A 16,629-nucleotide genomic window follows, 5' to 3' on the forward strand; every position below is an offset into this window, starting at 1 on the left:
GTCCGATTCAGTCCTTCGGGTGCGGCTCCCCCTGTCGCTGCAACTGCGCCCGCACATAGTCGACGTGCTGCCGCAGCGTGTAGACCCGGTCGGTGAAATCGAGCGGGAACTTGGTCTGGATGACCTCCTCCTCGATCCGGTCGAGCTGGGCCCGGGCTTCGCGGCGCTCGTCGTCGTCGAGCTTGCGCGATGCCAGGTCCTGCTCGAGGAACTTCAGCTCGCCGTAGCGGCGGAACAGGCCGCTCTGGCGACGCCAGGCGATGACCTCGGGCAGCACACGGGCCACCGGCACCAGGATGGCCGCCAGCGGCACCAGCAGCAGCAGCAGGCGCTGCACGTAGTTCGCGGCCCAGAAAGGCAGGTAGCTCTGCAGGAACGGCCGGCCGTTCTTGAAATAGCGCTCGGCCTCGCTCGCGAGCGGGAAGTCGGTGCCGGTCGGGCTCGGGAAGTCGCCGGGCCGGTCGATGATGCTGGGCGGCCGGTGGACCTGCCGCGCCGCCTCGAGCAGCAGGTAGGCCAGCGCCGGGTGCAGCTCGTCGCGCACCACCAGGTTGGCGGTGGTGGCGAGAAGCTGGATGTCCTGCGGCGGCAGGTCGCGCTTCGGATCGACCGAGCCGCGCTTGAGGCTCACGGGCTGGAAGAACGGGAACCGCCGTGCCAGGCCTTCCACGTGATCCAGCGATGCCAGCCGCACCCCCTCGTCCGCAAGCAGCTTCTGCACCGCCGGCGCCTGAGGCGCGGCGATGATGAAGACCGCATCGACTTGGCCGCTGGCGAGCAGCTGCGCCGCCGCCATGCCGCCTTCGCTGACGAAGGTGGTGCCTTGCGCGCCGTCCACCACGCCATAGACCGCCAGCAGGTCGCTGGCCACCTTGAGATTGCCGCTGCCGGGGACCCCGACCGCGATGCGCTTGCCGGCCAGCGGCCCCAGGCCCTTCGACAGGTCGAGGCGGGTGCTGAAGATCCAGACCGGCTCGAAGGCAACCGTGGCCAGCGAGCGCAGCGGCGTCGAGTCGGGCGCTGCGTCGGGATCCTGCGCCAGCACGCCGGTCCCGCCCTGCACGAAGCCCACCGACACCGTGCCGTCGTTGAGCCGCTGCAGGTTCTCGACCCCGCCGCTCGAGGCGCGCAGTTCGAGCCGGATGCCGTTGGCTCGCAGGATCTCCTGGTAGCGCTCTCCGAAACGGTGGTAGGCACCGTCGGCCACGCCGGTGCTCATCACCAGCGAGCGCGGCGGCGCCGGACTCACGTAGCGCACGACCGCCCAGACCAGCGCCGTGAGGACCGCGACCCCCACGATCCAGTACAGCAGGCGGCGACCGGTGGGCAGGGAGGGCAGCGGGGGGGACTTCATGCGGGGAAGCTGGGGGCTGATGGGGGCTGATGGGGGCTGATGGGGGAGCCCGATTCTGCCGCCGAACCCATGCAAAACCGCACGGAATCGCGATCGGCAAGGCCGCGGACCCCGGACAAACACGGACCTGCGGCAGCCGCCCGGCCCTCACGATGCGCCCGGCCGCCCCCCACAGACCACAGGACTCCGGTCGGTCGTCATGGCGTCTTCAACGGCGACTGGACCCCCAGTGCGAACTGGCCGATCAACCAGCGGCGCAAGGCGCCGGGCAGGCCCCGGGCGCCCTGTGGCCGGCGCGGCGACACGCCGCGCTCGAGGCGAAGCAGGTCGCCGCTGGAGCCCTGCGGGCAGGTCTGGAAGCCCATGCGGTGCAGGAAGCCGATCATTCGGGTGTTGGTCGCCAGCACCTCGCCGTAGAGCCGGCGCAGGCCGGCATCGTGGGCCGCTTCGAGCAGGCAGTCGATCAGCTGGTCGGCCAGGCCCTGGCCCTGCCAGGCATCGACGACGGCGATCGCCACTTCGGCGCAGCCCGGTTCGTCGCCGACGCGGTAGCGCACCTCGCCGATGAGCTCCTCGCCATCGGCCAGCGCGACCGCGGCGACGAAGACGACATGGCGCACGCCGTCGACGCAGACCAGCTGCTGCAGCGTGAACGGCGTGCAGTCGCCGACTTCGCCATGGAAGCGGTCATCGCGCGAGGCCCCCGAGAGCTTGCCGACGAAGTCGCCGAAGCGGCGCGCATCGTCCAGGCGCAGCGGACGGATCCGGGCCCGCACGCCGTTGCGCAGGATCGCGCTGCGCGGCTGGCCGACGGCACGCAGCGACGCGGCGATGGCAGCGGCGGGGGAAGTGTGCGGTCGGCGCATGGCATTTGGGCGGCTGGTGGAGGAAGCCCAAGGTTCTCTCCGCCCGGCCTTGCAGTCCTTAAGGCGTGCTGAAGCGTGCTGAATGCGCGCACCGGATTCAGCACGCTTCAGGACGGATTCAGGACGCCCCGGGGCGGCAACGGTCACACTCCATGCCGGGCACCGATTGCCCTGAATCGAATGGAAGCGAACATGAACGGGATTACCGTCCTCCTGATCCCCGGAGCCTTTGCCGCATGAGCGCCGCGCCGGGCCGCCCCAAGCAAGCTCGCACCGCAGTGCGAAGCACGAAGGTTTCCCAATGAGCGCCGCCCGGCCGCCCGAAGGCGCTCGCACCGCAGTGCGCAGCACGGAGCTTGCCTTATGAGCGCCGGAGTCGGACCCCGCTATGTCTGCCTGTCCGACCTGCACCTCGGTGCCGGCTACAGCACCCTCACATCGACCGACGCCAAGGGACAGCCCGACCCGAGCCGGCCCAGCGACACGCTGGCGGCACTGGGCCAGGCCCTGCGCCAGCTGCTCGGCACGCTCGGCGATGGCCCGCCGCCGACGCTGATCCTGCTCGGCGACGTGCTCGACATGGGCCTGTCGCCGATGGGCAGCGTCGCCGCCGCCTTCCGCTGCTTTGTCGAGGCCGTGATGCTCGACGGCGACCGGCCGCTGTTCGCGCCGCGCGTGCTCTGCGTGCCGGGGAACCACGACCACCACCTGTGGCGCATCGCCCAGGACCAGCACTTCCAGAACGGCCTGCGCGAAGGCCGCATCGACAGCAACCTGATCGCGCACACGCCGCTGTTCCAGGCGCCCGATGCGAGCGGCATCCAGTCGCCGATGCTGACCGGCCTGATCAACCGCCATCCGGCCCTGAAAGAGACCCGGGTCGAGATCGCCTACCCCAACCTCGGCCTGCTCGACGCCGACCGCCAGCGCTGCGTGGTGCTGCACCACGGCCACTACGTGGACCCGATGTACCGCGTGGTCTCGGCCCTCGATGCGCAGACGCCGGGCCCCCACGGCCGCGGCCCGGCCTCGATGGCGCAGCTCGAGACCCAGAACGGCGCCTGGGTCGACTTCCTGTGGTCGGACCTCGGCAGCGCCGGCGCCACCGGCACCGAGGCGACCACGCTGTACGAGGTGATGCGCGACGCCGGCGCCTCGCAGCGCTTCGCCCAGCGCCTGTCGGCCCTGCTCGTGGCCCGGCTCGGCCAGCGCTTCGGCGTCAGCGGCAAGATGCCGACGGTGCAGGGGATCACGCTCGACCAGCTGCTGCTGGGCGCGCTCGATGTCACGCTCGGCCGGGGCGCGGAGTCGCAGCGCGACAGCACCCTCGAGCTGATGACCGCCAGCGACGTCGCCGACCTGCGCTGGTTCCTGTCGGGCCCGGTCAAGCTGCAGCTCGAGCACGCCGGCCTGCGGCCGTCCGGGCTCGACCTCGCCTTCGTCTTCGGCCACACCCACAAGCCGTTCCAGGACGAACTGCCGGTGGCCGGCTTCGACCGGCCCGTGCGGGTCTTCAACACCGGCGGCTGGGTGATGGACCAGCCGACCATGGCCTCGACCCAGGGCGCTGCGGCGGTGTTCATCGACGAAGCGCTCAACCTCGCGTCGCTGCGGCTCTTCAACGACCCGGTCAACGGCCGCATGGCACCGGTGCAGGCGCAGGGCGTCGGCGGCTTCCGCGACCGCGACAACCCGATGCTGGCCGCCCTGGCCGCCGGGCTCGAACGCACGGCGCCCGCCTGGCAGGCCTTCTCGCGCGCGGCCCGGCAGGCCACCGAAGACCGCGCCGCCCAATTGCTCGACAAGTTCTTCCACGCCTCGGCCCGGGCCGAGGATTCCGCCCCATGATGAAACGCATCGCACGGCCGCTCGAGCAGCTGGCCTCCCACTACACCGTGGTCGTGGTCGGCTCCGGCTACGGCGCCGGCGTCGCCGCCTCGCGGCTGGCGCGCGCCGGCCAGTCGGTCTGCGTGCTCGAGCGCGGCCGCGAGATCCTGCCCGGCGACTACCCGGACGACATGGCCGGCGCGGGGGCCGACATGCAGGTCGACGGCGCGCGCGGCAAGCTCGGCGCCGCCGACGGGCTCTACAACCTGCACCTCAACGACGACATGCTCGCGATGGTCGGCTGCGGCCTTGGCGGCACCTCGCTGATCAATGCCAACGTGGCCCTCGAGATCGATCCGCGGCTGTTCGGCGCCACGCCCTGGCCCGAGCCCTTCCGCCGCGACCCGGCGCTGCTCGACCCCTACATCGCGCGCGCCCGGCAGATGCTGGATCCCTCGCCCTACCCCGACGACTACCCGCCGCTCAACAAGCTGCAGGCGCTCGAGAAATCGGCCAAGGCGATGAAGCGGCCGTTCAGGCGGCCGCCGATCGCGGTCAACTTCGTCGACCAGCTGAACCCCTTCGGCGTCCCGCAGCCGCGCTGCAACCTGTGCGGCGACTGCACCAGCGGCTGCAACGTGGGCGCCAAGAACACCACGCTGATGAACTACCTGCCGGACGCGGCGAACCATGGCGCCGAGATCTTCACCGGCGCGCGCGTGAGCCATGTCGAGCGCGACGGCGATCGCTGGCGCGTGGTCTTCGACCCGGTGGCGCTGCGCGGCGAGGCCGCGCCGGCGTCGACCGCGCCACGCAGCGTGACCGCCGACGTGGTGATGCTCGGCGCCGGGGCGTTGGGCTCGACCGAGATCCTGCTGCGCTCGCGCGCGCATGGCCTGCCCTTGTCGGACCGGCTTGGTACGCGCTTCTCCGGCAACGGCGACGTGCTGGCGCTGGGCTTCGACACCCACTGGCGGACCGCCCCCGACGCCGAGGGGAACGCAGTCCGCAGCAGCATCCACGGCGTCGGCGCCGGCCGCAGCAAGCTGACGCCGGAGCAGCTGCCCGGCCCCTGCATCACCGGCGTGATCGACCTGCGCAACGCGCCCGAGGTGGGCGACGGCCTGGTGATCGAGGAAGGCGTGATCCCCGGCGCGCTGGCGTCGATGCTGACGCCAGCCCTGTTCTTCGCCGATGCGATGAAGGGGGGCGAATTCGCCTACGGCGTGGCCGAGGCCAAGTCGCGCCTGCTCGACGCACAGGCCATGAGCGAGGCGGTGCAGAACCCCGGCGGCCTGGCCATGGCGGCCTACACCGGCGCGGTGGCACGCACCCAGACCTACCTGGTGATGAGCGTGGACGATGCCGGCGGCACGCTGCGCCTGCGGGACGACCGGCTGCGCATCGATTGGCCCGAGGCCGGCGCCAGCCCGGTGATCGCCAAGGACAACCAGTGGCTGCAGGCGGCCAACGAGGCGGTGCAGGGCCAGTTCATCCCGAACCCGCTGTGGAGCGAAGCGCTGGGCCGCAAACTGATCACGGTGCATCCGCTGGGCGGATGCGGCATGGGTGACAGCGCCGCCGACGGCGTGGTCAACCACCGCAGCCAGGTGTTCGCGGGCCGCGACGGCCAGGAGGTGCATGAAGGCTTCTACGTCTGCGACGGCGCGGTACTGCCGGGCGCGGCCGGCGTCAACCCGCTGCTGACCATCACTGCGCTGGCCGAGCGCGCCTGCCAGCTGCTGTGCGACCAGCGCGGCTGGGCGCTGGACCTCGGCCTGGCGCCGCGCGCGCCACTGCCGGCCTCGGCCACCGCCGCACCACCGCCGCCGGGACTGCTGCGGCGCATCGTCGACGGTGTCGAGGCCACCGCCATCGCTCTCGCCAAGGACGCGATCAGCGAGGTCATCCGGAAGGACCCGGCGCTGCTGAGCCCGAGCTTCCAGTTCACCGAGACCATGCACGGCTGGATCAGCACCGAGGCGGTGCTGCCGCGCAGCGGCGCGCAGCAGCGGATGGCGAGCGACTACGAGCTCGCCTGCACCTGGGGCAAGGCGCGGGGCCAGTCCATGCGCTTCGAGCTCACGATCCACACCGGCGACCTGCACCAGATGGTTTCGGACCCGACGCATCCGGCCCGCATCACCGGCAGCGTGACCTGCCCGGCGCTGTGGAGCGAGCCGATGCCGGTGGCCAGCGGCGTGTTCCACCTGCTGCCGGCCGACGCCCAGCGGGTCGAGACCTGGACCATGACCTACGAAATGGTGCTTCGGCGCGGCGACTCGCGGCTGCGCTTCAAGGGCCACAAGGTGCTGCACCAGCGGCCCGGCTCCTCGCCGTGGACCGACACCACGACCCTGTTCGTGCGGGTCTACGACGGCGACGGCATGACCGGCTCGCTGGTGGCGCAGGGCATCCTGACGCTGGACCTCGAGGACCTGCTGTGGCAAGGCTCGAGCCTCGAGATGAAGCCACCGCCGAGCCTGCCCGGCGTGATCGAAGCCCACGTACCGGCGGCGCAGAGGGCCATCGCCAGCGCCTACCTCGCCAAGTTCGGCGCCTTCTTCGGCATGACGCTGTTCCGCGCCTATGGCGGGCTGCTCGCCGACCTCCACAACTTCCCGGCGCTCGACCTGGCGCAAATCCCGCGCCGCGCCCTGCGCGCACCGGCGCCGGTGGTGCACCACATCGATGTCGGCGACGGCTTTCGGATCAGGCTCACGCGCTACACCGGCGGCACGCTCGGGCCGGTGGTGCTGGCGCCGGGCTTCTCGGTGCGGGCCTCCTCGTTCGCGACCGACACCGTCGACCAGAACCTGGTCGAGGCGCTCTGCGAGCGCGGCTACGACGTCTGGCTGTTCGACTACCGGGCCAGCCCCGACTCCGGCAGCCCGATCGCGCCCTTCACGATCGACGACATCGCGCGCACCGACTGGCCGGCCGCGGTGCGCTTCATCCTGCAGGCCACGGGCGCGAAGGACCTGCAGGCGATCGCCCATTGCGTCGGCTCGATGAGCCTGCTGATGGCGCTCCTGGCCGGCATGACCGGCGTGCGCTCGCTGGTGTCTTCGCAGCTCACGCTGCACCCGGTCACGGGCTGGCTGAACGACGCCAAGGCCGACATCGGCCTGGCCCGGGTGCTCGAGAACTATGCGCCGCTCAACGGACGCTTCGACAGCGTGCCCGGCAGCACCGACCTCGACCGCGAGATCGACACGCTGGCCTGGAAGGTGCCGGTGCCGGCCGGCGAGGAATGCAAGAACCCGCTGTGCCACCGCGTGTTCTCGATCTTCGGCGCCTCGTATGCGCACGCGCAGCTCAACCACGCCACGCACACCGCGCTGGCGCAGATGTTCGGCAGCGTGTCGCTGCATCCCTTCGAGCACCTGAGCCTGATCATGCAGCGCGCCAAGGCGGTCGACAGCGAAGGCCGCGACGTCTACGCGACGCCGGCCAACGCGCCGCGGCTGGCGCTGCCGATCAGCTTCGTGGCCGGCGCCGGCAACCAGCTGTTCTTTCCCGAGACCTCCATGCGCACGCAGGCCTGGCTATCGAGGCACAACGACCCGGCGCTCTACACCCGCCACGTGTTCGAGGGCTATGCGCACATGGACCTGTTCGTCGGCCGCAACGCCGCGCGCGACATCTTCCCGACGCTGATCGCGCAACTCGAAGGTGTCAGGCCGGCACCGCTCTGAGGCCGGCCGAGGCCAGCGCGATGGCGGCATCCTCGTCGAGGCCGGCGCCCTCGAGGCGCCAGGCCGCCACCTCGGCCGGTGCATGGACGGCACCGACCAGGGCCAGCGTGGCATTGAGCATGCGGGTGTCGGTCTGGCTGCGCACCTCGCCGCGCCGCGCGCGTGCCGCATCGTCGCAGCCGACCATCCGCGCGGCGTCGCGCAAACGGCCCTGCCGCGCCGCCAGCAGGGCCAGCATGCCCGCGAAATGGCGCAGGCCCAGCGAGCGACGGCAATGCGGCAGGCTCTGCATGACCTGGGCCTGGGCCTCCGACAGCGTGCCCTGCACCGTCAGGGCATGCGCGTACCAGTTGAGCGCAAAGGCCATCATCTGGGCATCGGTCATCGGCGAACGACGCAGATGCTCGATCATGGCGCGGAACTGGTCCACCGCCTCGTCGACATGGCCGATCTCCTGGTGCAGCGCGGCCAGGTTGTTGAGCACGTAGAACAGGACGCGCGCATCGCCGCCGGCGCGCACCAGCGGCAGGGCCTGGGCAAAGGCGGCCAGCGCCTCCTCGGTCCGTCCCTGGTAGCGCCGGACCATGCCGCAGTTGTAGAGCCAGAGGCCGCGGAAGCCATGCAGGTGCGGCTGCTCGATCAACTCGAGGCCCCGGGCGAGATGGCGCTCGGCGCCTTCGAAGTCGGCCGTCACCGCCCCAACGTAGGCGCTCATGCACAGGGCGATCACCAGGCGGCCCTGGGCCTCCTCCTGCGCCAGTTCCTGCTCGAAGATGGCGCGCGTCCGCGCCAGCAGCGTCATGCGCTCCTGGGCGCTGACGCCGCCGTGCAGGCCGACCATCGCCAGGCCCATGTGGAAATCGGCCGCCACGAATGGCGGGGTGTCGTCGCCGACCAGGGCTTCGGCCATCCGCATCCAGCGCACGCCCTCGCCATAGCGCCCGGCCTGGTACATGAGCACCGCCGCGATGTTCACCAACTCGAGGGCCAGCGCCGCGTCGCCGCCCTCGCCGCAGGCCCATTCGATGGCGCTGCGCAGGTTGTCGATCTCCGGGATGCAGGCCATCACCCACGGGTCCATCGATTCGAAACCCGTGCGTCCGGCCCGCGCCGGGCGGTCGATCGCCGCGCGCATGCAGCGCGCGTGCCATTCGCGCAGGCGCTCCCATTCGCCGGCCGCTTCGAGCCCCTCGCGCGCATAGGCGCGGGCGCTCTCGAGCAGCCGGTAGCGCGGCGTGGCGCCGGCTTCGAGCACCACCATCGACTTGTCGATCAGGTTGCCGAGCAGGTCGAGCACGGTCCAGGCATCGAGGCTGTCGTCCGCCGCCACCTGCTGCGCCAGCTCGAGGCCGAAGCCGCCGACGAAGACGCCGAGCCGGCGAAACACCCGCTGCTCCAGCGGGCTCAGCAGCGCGTGGCTCCAGTCGAGCGTCGCGCGCAGCGTGCGGTGGCGCGACGGTGCATCCCGGGCGCCGTTGTTGAGGATGCGCAGGCGCTGCCCCAGGTGCTGCCGCACCCCGTGCACGCCGAGCAGCGGCACCCGGGCGGCGGCGAGCTCCAGTGCCAGCGGCATGCCGTCGAGCGCGCGGCAGATGTCCACCACGGCCTCGAGATTGGAATCGTCGAGCCGGAAGCCCGGCTGCAGCGCGCCGACGCGCGCGGCGAACAGGACCAGCGCCCCATGGGCCGCAGCGTCGGCCGAGTCGGCGTCGACCGGCACGGCCAGCGTGCCCAGCCGCATCGACTGCTCGGCGGCCAGCCGCAGCGGCTCCTGGCTGGTGACAAGGATGTGCAGTTCGGGCACGGCCGCCAGCAGATGGCCGACCAGCGCCGCGGCGGCATCGATCAGGTGCTCGCAGTTGTCCAGCAGCAGCAGTTCGCGGCCGCGCAGGCGTTCGGCCAGCTCGACCGCCGGATCGGCATGGCCGGGCAATCCGATGCGCAGTGCCCGGGCCACCGCGCCCGGCACGGCAGCAGGCTCCGTGACGTGGGCCAGCTCGACCATCCAGGCGCCATCGCGAAAGCCATGCGCCAGCTCCCGGGCCAGGGCCCGGGCCAGGCTGGTCTTGCCGATGCCGCCCGCCCCGAGCAGGCTGACCAGCCGGTGTTCGCGCACCAGATCGCGCAACCGGGCCAGATCCTGGGCGCGGCCCAGCAAGGGAGGGAGCGCCGCATTCAGGTTTCCCAGCTCGGATTGCAACGCCGGGGAGGCCGGCGCGGCCACCGCGGGCGCGCGGACATCGGCCGGGGACGAGTCGTCCAGCACGGCGGCAAAGCGATAGCCGCGTCCGGGCACCGTCACGATGGCCTTGGCGCCGAGCAGCTTGCGCAGCGCGCTCACCTGGACCTGGAGATTGTTCTCCTCGACCACGAGCTTGGGCCAGACGAGGTCGAGCAGCTCGTTCTTCGTCAGCATGCGCTCGCGGTGCGTGATCAGCGCCAGCAGCACATCGAAGGCACGGGCGCCGAGGGCGGCCGGCTCGCCGTCCACCCGCAATTCGCGGCTGGCAGGATTCAACTCGACGCGGTCGAAGCGATAGATCGACTCAGTGACCTGCACGCGCCCCCCCTGTCGCTTCGCCCTCGATGCCGCGCACCCCGCCCCCCTGTCCCACTGCCATGGTTCCGCTCCTGGTTGAAGGCGTGCGTGCCCCGCGCGCCCGGGTGGGTTTGTAACTGATTGCGCGCTTCGGCGCATCCCTCATCGGTTGACGACCGGCGCTGATCGTGCCCGCTCAACCCGGCTTGATCGCGCTGTACTCGGAGAAGACGCCGAGTTCGACATGCCGCTGGACGTCCTCGAAGCCGGCGGCGCGCAATGCGGCCAGCACCGATTCCGGCGCGATGCAGGCCTCGATCGTGTCCCAGTAGTAGCGCCACAGCTCGGCCGTGTCGTGCCCGCGCGCCACCACCCGGGCGATCAGCGGCACCACGCCGCGCATGTAGCCCTTGAGCACCGCCGTGCCGACGCGACCCGAAGGCTTGGTGATCTCCAGCACCAGCAGCCGGCCGCCCGGCCGCAGCACGCGGAAGAATTCGGCAAAGGCCGCGTTCACGTCGGCGATGTGGCGCAGTGCGTAGCCCATGCTGACGAAGTCGCTGCTGGCATCGGGCCGCGGCAGTGCCTCGGCCCGGCCGCGCACCAGCTCGACGCCCGGCAGTGCCACCTGGCCCATCATCCCCGGGCTCGGGTCGACGCCGACCAGCTGCCCGCGCGGGCCGATCAGCGTCAGCGCTTCGCGGGCGACCAGCCCGGTGCCGATGCCGACGTCGAGCACCTGCGCGCCGGCCGCGAGCCCGGCGCGCTGCAGCGCCGAGCGCCTATACCAGGGCCCCGAGCCGAGCGCCAGCACCCGTTCGATGCGGTCGTAGTCGGGCGCGGTGTCGTCGAAGATGCGGCGCAGGAACTGCTGGTGCTCGGCCTCGTCGCCGTAGTAGGCCGGCAGCGGCGTGTGCGGCGCGAGCGCCGCTGGCGGAGGGGTCGACGGGCGGGGGCGGTGCATCGGGGCATTATGGCCACGTTAGCCAGGCGCAACGGCAGGCTCCAGCACGAAATCGAAGGCCAGCGTGTGGAAGGACCCGGCCTGCACGCTGCCGTCGGGCCCGGTGCCGGCGGGATGCGAGACGAAATCGCCGATCAGCGAGCTGCGCACGCCGAACACCGCGTCGCTGTCGAGGTAGTCGTCGCCCTCGCGGAACACGTGCGTGATGAGCGTCTCGTAGCCCGGCGCCCGGATCATGAAGTGGACGTGCGCGGGACGCCACGGATGGCGCCGGGTCGCCCGCAGCATCGCACCCACCGGCCCGTCGGTGGGGATCGGATAGGCCACCGGCATCACGCCGCGGAACCACAGCCGGCCCTCGGCGTCGGTGCGAAAGACGGCCCGGCCCTGCGGGCGATCCAGTCCCGGGCGCTGCACGTCGTAGAAGCCTTCGGCGTCGGCCTCCCAGACATCGACCTCGGCATCGGCGACCGGCTCGCCATCGCGGCCGTGCACGGTGGCCTGCACGAACAGCGGCTCGCCCGCGGCACCGCCCGAGATGTCGGCGCCGAGCGGCAGCCGGGGCGCGCCCTGAACGTGGAAGGGGCCGAACACGGTCGCCTCGGTGGCCTGGGCGCTCTTCGCGTGGTTCATTGCCACGGTCAGCATCGACAGGCCCAGCGTGTCCGACAGCAGGATGAACTCCTGCCGCTTGGCATCGCACTTCTGGCCTGTCGCGGTCAGGAACTCGATGCCGGCGGCCCACTCGGCCTCGGTCAGCTTCACTTCGCGCGCGAAGTCGTGCAGATGGCGCACCAGCGCCGACATCACTTCCTTCAGCCGCGGGTTCTCGCAGCCCGCCATGCGATCGAGCACGGCGGCGGTGATGGTGTTTTCATTGATGTTTCGCATGGGGATGAAGCTCCAGTTCAGGGGGACGCGCGGCAGGCATCGAACGCTTCGAGGCCGCCGCATCCTGCACGGCCAGCCGTCGCTGCGTCGGGAACAGCGACCAGCCCCAGCGCTGCTGCGCGTAGCCCCAGAGGCCTTGCTTGAAGAAGATGGTGACGACGATCGCCAGCAGCCCGAGCCCGAGCAGGTACCAGGTGCCGTAGTCGCTCAGGAACTTGTTCAGCGCCCAGAAGATGAGCGCCCCGACCAGCGGCCCCTCGATGCGGCCGATGCCGCCGATCACGACCATGAAGATCGCGAAGGCGGTCCAGTTGACGCTGAAGGCCGCATCGGGGCTGATGCGCAGGTTGCCGACGAAATAGAGCGCCCCTGCCAGGCCGGCGCCGAAGGCCGCCACCACGTAGACCGCGAGCTTCATGCGCGCGACCGGGATGCCTTGCGATTCGGCGGCGACCTCGTTGTCGCGGATCGCCAGCAGCGCCAGCCCGCGCTTGCTGCGCAGGAACAAGTAGACCAGCGCGACCGCCGCCACCACGCAGCCCAGCGCCGTCCAGTAGGTGACGCTCTCGCGGGTCGCGCGCTCGATGCCGCGCAGGGCGGTCAGCGTCGTGCCCGAGCCGCCGCCTACCGCCGACACGTTGGCGAAGCTGAGACGGAACACCTCGGCGATCACCCAGGTGCCGATGGCAAAGTAGCCGCCCGAGAGCCGGAAGGCGACGAAGGACACCGGCACCGCGATGAGCCCGGCCGCCAGCGCGCCGAGCGGGATCGCGACGAAGGGATTGACGCCGGCGAAGTTGCCGAGCATCAGCATCACATAGCCGCCGAAGCCGAAGAAGGCCTGCTGCCCGATGCTCACCATGCCGCCGTAGCCCGCCAGCAGGTTCCACATCATCGCGAAGATGAAGTAGCAGGCGATCTCGACGAACTCGCGCATCCAGCTCGATTCGCCCCAGAACGGCAGCGTGGCGGCGCCGACCACCCCTGCGGCGGCGGCCCACAGCAGGGCGCGGCTCGCGGCCGTGCCACGCACCACGTCGAATGTCGGAGACTTCATGACCGGTTCCATTTCTTCGGCCTCAGCCGCGCGTCTTCGGAAAAAGTCCCTGCGGCCGCAGCACCAGCACCGCGAGGAACACCAGATGGCCGAACCAGATGCCCCAGCCCGGATCGAGCCGGAAGCCGATCTGCTGCGCAAGGCCGAGGATCATGGCGCCGGCCAGCGTGCCCCAGAACGAGCCCATGCCGCCGATGATCACGGCCTCGAAGGCGAACAGCAGCAGCAGCGGGCCGTCCGACGGCGACACCGTGGTGCGCATGCCCTGCAGCGCGCCGGCGATCGCGATCAGCACGAAGGCGATGCCGGTGGCCAGCGCATAGACCCGGTTCGCGTTGAGGCCCATCAACTCGGCGATTTCGCGATCGTCGGAGACCGCGCGGAAGGTCCGGCCCAGCGGCGTGCGCGCGAACATCCACTGCATCGCCGCCGTGGCCGCCAGCGCCACCGCCAGGATGACCAGCGGCAGCACGCCGAGCGCCAGCGATTCGCCGAGCCGCAGCGACGCGGTGGCCAGCGGGCCGATCTCGATCGAGCGCGGATCGGCCGAGAACAGCTCCAGCAACAGGTTCTGGATCACGATCGAGAGGCCGAAGGTCACGACCAGCGAAGGCAGCGGATCCTTGCCCAGCGTGCGGTTGAGCACGTGGCGCTGCAGCAGGTAGCCGACGCAGAAGGCAATCGGCAGCACCGCCAGCAGCACCCACAGCGGCGCGCTGCCGGTCAGCGAGACGCCGGCGATGGCGGCGAACGCGGCCAGGATGATGAAGTCGCCCTGCGCGACGTTGGTCAGGCGCATGACGCCGAACATCAGCGACAGGCCGAGCGCGAACAGCGTGTAGAGGCCGCCGAGCAGCAGGCCCTGGATGACGGTCTCGATCATGGCGCCGCCTCCGCATGCGCCTCGAGCCCGAAGTAGGCCTGCGAGATCTGCTCGCGCGTGAGCTCGCTCGAGCGCCCGGTGAGCGACACGCGCCCTTCCTGCAGGCAGTAGACGCGCTGCGACACCTGCTGCGCCATCCCGACGTCCTGCTCGACGATCACCACCGTCATGCCTTCGGCCGTGATGCGCGGCATGGCGGCGTAGATCTCGCGGATCACGATCGGCGCCAGGCCGAGCGACAGCTCGTCGCACAGCAGCAGCTCGGGGTTGCTCATCAGCGCCCGGCCCAGCGCCACCATCTGCTGCTGGCCGCCCGACAGCGAAGTGCCGGGCTCGCCGCGCTTCTGCGCCAGGATCGGGAACATCTCGTACAGCCGCTTCAGGTCCCAGGGACCGCGGCGGCCGCTCGCCGCACCCATCCGCAGGTTCTCCTCGACGCTGAGACTCGGGAACAGGCGCCGGCCCTCGGGCACCATCGCCAGCCCGCGCCGCACGATCTCGCCGGGCGGCAAGCCGCCGATCGGCAGGCCCTTGAAGCGGATCGCCTCGCGTGGCGCCCGCACCAGCCCGGCCAGGCATTTCAGGAAGGTCGTCTTGCCTGCCCCGTTGGCACCGATGATCGCCAGCAGCTCGCCGGCGTGCAGCTCGAAGTCGATGCCGAACAGCGCCTGGGCATCACCATAGAAAGCCTGGAGGCCTTCGGTCGCAAGCAAGGCTGTCATCCTTCGATCCCCATGTACACCCGCCGCACTTCCGGGTCGTTCATCACCGCGCGCGGCTCGCCTTCCGCCAGCTTCTGCCCGAAGTTGATGACGAACAGCCGGTCGGCCAGCGACAGCAGCGCATGCACCACGTGCTCGATCCAGATCATGGTCACGCCGCGCGCCTTGATCTGCTGCAGCTCCTCGACCAGCTGCCGCGCCTCGGGCTCGGTCAGGCCGCCGGCGATCTCGTCGAGCAACAGCAGCTTCGGCCGGGTCGCCAGCGCACGCGCCAGTTCGAGCCGCTTGCGGTCGAGCAGCGTGAGCCCACCGGCCGGCTGGTTGGCGCGCGCCATCAGCCCGGTCTGCGCCAGCACCTCGTGCGCCGTCTGCCAGGCCTCCTGCTCGCGCTGTTGCGCACCGAAACACGCGGCGGTCACGAGGTTCTCGAACACGCTCATGTTGCCGAAGGGCTGCGGCACCTGATAGCTGCGCCCGATGCCCGCATGGCAGCGCTGGTGCGGCTTGAGTCCGGTCACGTCGCGCCCTTCGTACTCGACCCGGCCCGCATCCACGCGCACGTCGCCCGAGATCAGGTTGAACAGCGTGGTCTTGCCCGCGCCGTTGGGCCCGAGGATGCCGAGCGTCTCGCCCTCGGCCACCGCGAGCGTGATGTCGTCGGTGACCTTGAGCGCCCCGTAGGACTTGCTGACGGCCTGCAGCGAGAGCAGCGTCATGCTGTTCAGCCCGGCATCGGCCGCAGCGTGCCGCCGACAGGGATGTCCGGCGCCGCCTCGTTGTTGACGATCGTCAGCTCGTACTTGTACTTCTTGCCCTTGCCCCACTGGCCCAGCACCAGCGGCGTCTTGCTGACGTTCCGGAACGGGCCCTGCCCGCCCCACTTGACCGGCCCGACCACGGTGGCCAGCGAGGTCGCCGCCACGGCGTCGCGCACGTCCGAGGCCTTCTGCGACTTGGCGCGGGAGAGCGCATCGGCCGCCACCTCGAACAGGGCGTGCGCAAAGCCGATCGGCTGCGTCCACTGCTTCTTGGCGCCGGTCTCGTAGGCCTCGGCCAGCGCCTTGGCGCTCTGCTTCGTCAGGCTCGAAGTGAACGGATGCGACGGGCTCCACCACACTTCGGTCGACAAGCCATCGCCGAGATCGCCGAGCGCATCGATCGCGCCCGGGAACAGCAGCGCCTTGCCGAGCGTGATGATCTTCGGCCGGAAGCCCTGCTGGCGCGCCTGCGTCAGGAAGGTCTTGGCATCGGGCGGAATCACGACGCCGGTGACGATCTCCACGCCGTCCTTCTTGAAGGCCGCGATCTGGGCACTGAAGTCCTGCGTGCCGTTCTGGAAGCGGCCCGGGTCGACCAGCGTGAAGCCCATCTGGGACAGCGGCTTCGGGAAGCCGAGTTCCTTGTCGCCCCAGGCGTTGCCGTCGCCGTCGTTGGGGAACAGGCCGCCGACCTTCTTGTTGGTCGGAATAGTCTTCCAGCCGCTCGTGAAATTGGCGATCACGTCCTCCAGCCCCCAGAACAGGTGATAGGTCCAGGCGAAGCCCTTGGCCGGATCGCCCTTGCGGCCGAAGAACCAGGGCTGCCACGGCACCACGCTCGAGATGCAGGGCAGCTCGTTGAGCTCGCAGGCATCGCTGACCGGGTTGGCGGTCTCGGGCGTGCCGGCGGTCAGCACCAGCGCGACCTTCTCCTTCAGGATCAGGTCGTTGGCGACCTCGCCGGCGCGGTTCGGATTCGACTGGCTGTCCTTCAGCACGATCTGCACCGCGACCTTCTTGCCGCCGACGCTGATGCCGTCCTTGAAGACGGTCTTCATCTGGTCGATGAC

General features: G+C 70.7%; 12 protein-coding genes. 2 read left to right on the top strand and 10 right to left on the bottom strand.

The genetic code is table 11. From position 1 onward, the window contains the following. Positions 1 to 7 precede the first annotated feature (7 nt). Together AC1D2E_RS19775 and AC1D2E_RS19780 are read right to left on the bottom strand one after the other, a co-directional pair. On the bottom strand, positions 8 to 1,354 hold the full coding sequence (locus tag AC1D2E_RS19775; protein WP_478198971.1) for a TAXI family TRAP transporter solute-binding subunit: 1,347 nt from the start codon (positions 1,352 to 1,354) through the stop codon (positions 8 to 10). A gap of 197 nt (positions 1,355 to 1,551) precedes the next feature. Beyond that, positions 1,552 to 2,220: a GNAT family N-acetyltransferase gene (locus tag AC1D2E_RS19780; protein ID WP_478198972.1), complete on the bottom strand. Its 669-nt coding sequence runs from the start codon at positions 2,218 to 2,220 to the stop codon at positions 1,552 to 1,554. Positions 2,221 to 2,583: 363 nt separating this feature from the next. Between AC1D2E_RS19780 and AC1D2E_RS19785 the strand changes: the two genes are divergently transcribed. Both AC1D2E_RS19785 and AC1D2E_RS19790 read left to right on the top strand, forming a co-directional pair. Continuing rightward, entirely contained in the window at positions 2,584 to 4,068 is a 1,485-nt protein-coding gene (locus tag AC1D2E_RS19785; protein WP_478198973.1) for a metallophosphoesterase, read from the top strand. Beyond that, the gene (locus tag AC1D2E_RS19790; protein WP_478198974.1) at positions 4,065 to 7,745 is read left to right on the top strand and encodes an alpha/beta fold hydrolase; all 3,681 of its coding nucleotides are present in this window, start codon (positions 4,065 to 4,067) and stop codon (positions 7,743 to 7,745) included. The genes AC1D2E_RS19785 and AC1D2E_RS19790 overlap by 4 nt, the downstream gene beginning before the upstream one ends. Here AC1D2E_RS19790 and AC1D2E_RS19795 read toward each other — a convergent pair. From AC1D2E_RS19795 to AC1D2E_RS19830, 8 genes are all read right to left on the bottom strand, one after another. Next, the gene (locus tag AC1D2E_RS19795; RefSeq protein WP_478198975.1) at positions 7,726 to 10,305 is read right to left on the bottom strand and encodes an ATP-binding protein; all 2,580 of its coding nucleotides are present in this window, start codon (positions 10,303 to 10,305) and stop codon (positions 7,726 to 7,728) included. The two genes, AC1D2E_RS19790 and AC1D2E_RS19795, sit on opposite strands and share 20 nt — an antisense overlap. Before the next feature lie 175 nt (positions 10,306 to 10,480). Continuing rightward, positions 10,481 to 11,248 (bottom strand): class I SAM-dependent methyltransferase, encoded by a 768-nt coding sequence (locus AC1D2E_RS19800; RefSeq protein ID WP_478198976.1) that lies wholly within the window; start codon positions 11,246 to 11,248, stop codon positions 10,481 to 10,483. 18 nt (positions 11,249 to 11,266) lie between these two features. Beyond that, entirely contained in the window at positions 11,267 to 12,139 is an 873-nt protein-coding gene (locus tag AC1D2E_RS19805; RefSeq protein WP_478172297.1) for an intradiol ring-cleavage dioxygenase, read from the bottom strand. After that, positions 12,123 to 13,196 (bottom strand): branched-chain amino acid ABC transporter permease, encoded by a 1,074-nt coding sequence (locus AC1D2E_RS19810; RefSeq protein ID WP_478198977.1) that lies wholly within the window; start codon positions 13,194 to 13,196, stop codon positions 12,123 to 12,125. The genes AC1D2E_RS19805 and AC1D2E_RS19810 overlap by 17 nt, the downstream gene beginning before the upstream one ends. Positions 13,197 to 13,218: 22 nt before the next feature. Beyond that, positions 13,219 to 14,079: a branched-chain amino acid ABC transporter permease gene (locus AC1D2E_RS19815; RefSeq protein ID WP_478198978.1), complete on the bottom strand. Its 861-nt coding sequence runs from the start codon at positions 14,077 to 14,079 to the stop codon at positions 13,219 to 13,221. Continuing rightward, complete coding sequence (locus tag AC1D2E_RS19820) at positions 14,076 to 14,801, bottom strand: ABC transporter ATP-binding protein (RefSeq protein WP_478198979.1); 726 nt, start codon at positions 14,799 to 14,801, stop codon at positions 14,076 to 14,078. The genes AC1D2E_RS19815 and AC1D2E_RS19820 overlap by 4 nt, the downstream gene beginning before the upstream one ends. After that, a complete protein-coding gene (locus AC1D2E_RS19825; RefSeq protein ID WP_478198980.1) occupies positions 14,798 to 15,517 on the bottom strand; it encodes an ABC transporter ATP-binding protein in 720 nt (239 codons plus the stop codon). Before AC1D2E_RS19825 ends, AC1D2E_RS19820 begins: the two co-directional genes overlap by 4 nt. A gap of 5 nt (positions 15,518 to 15,522) precedes the next feature. After that, the coding region (locus tag AC1D2E_RS19830) for an ABC transporter substrate-binding protein (RefSeq protein WP_478198981.1) at positions 15,523 to 16,629 on the bottom strand (1,107 nt) is incomplete at its 5' end.

Source organism: Variovorax sp. P1_H2, assembly GCF_056405295.1.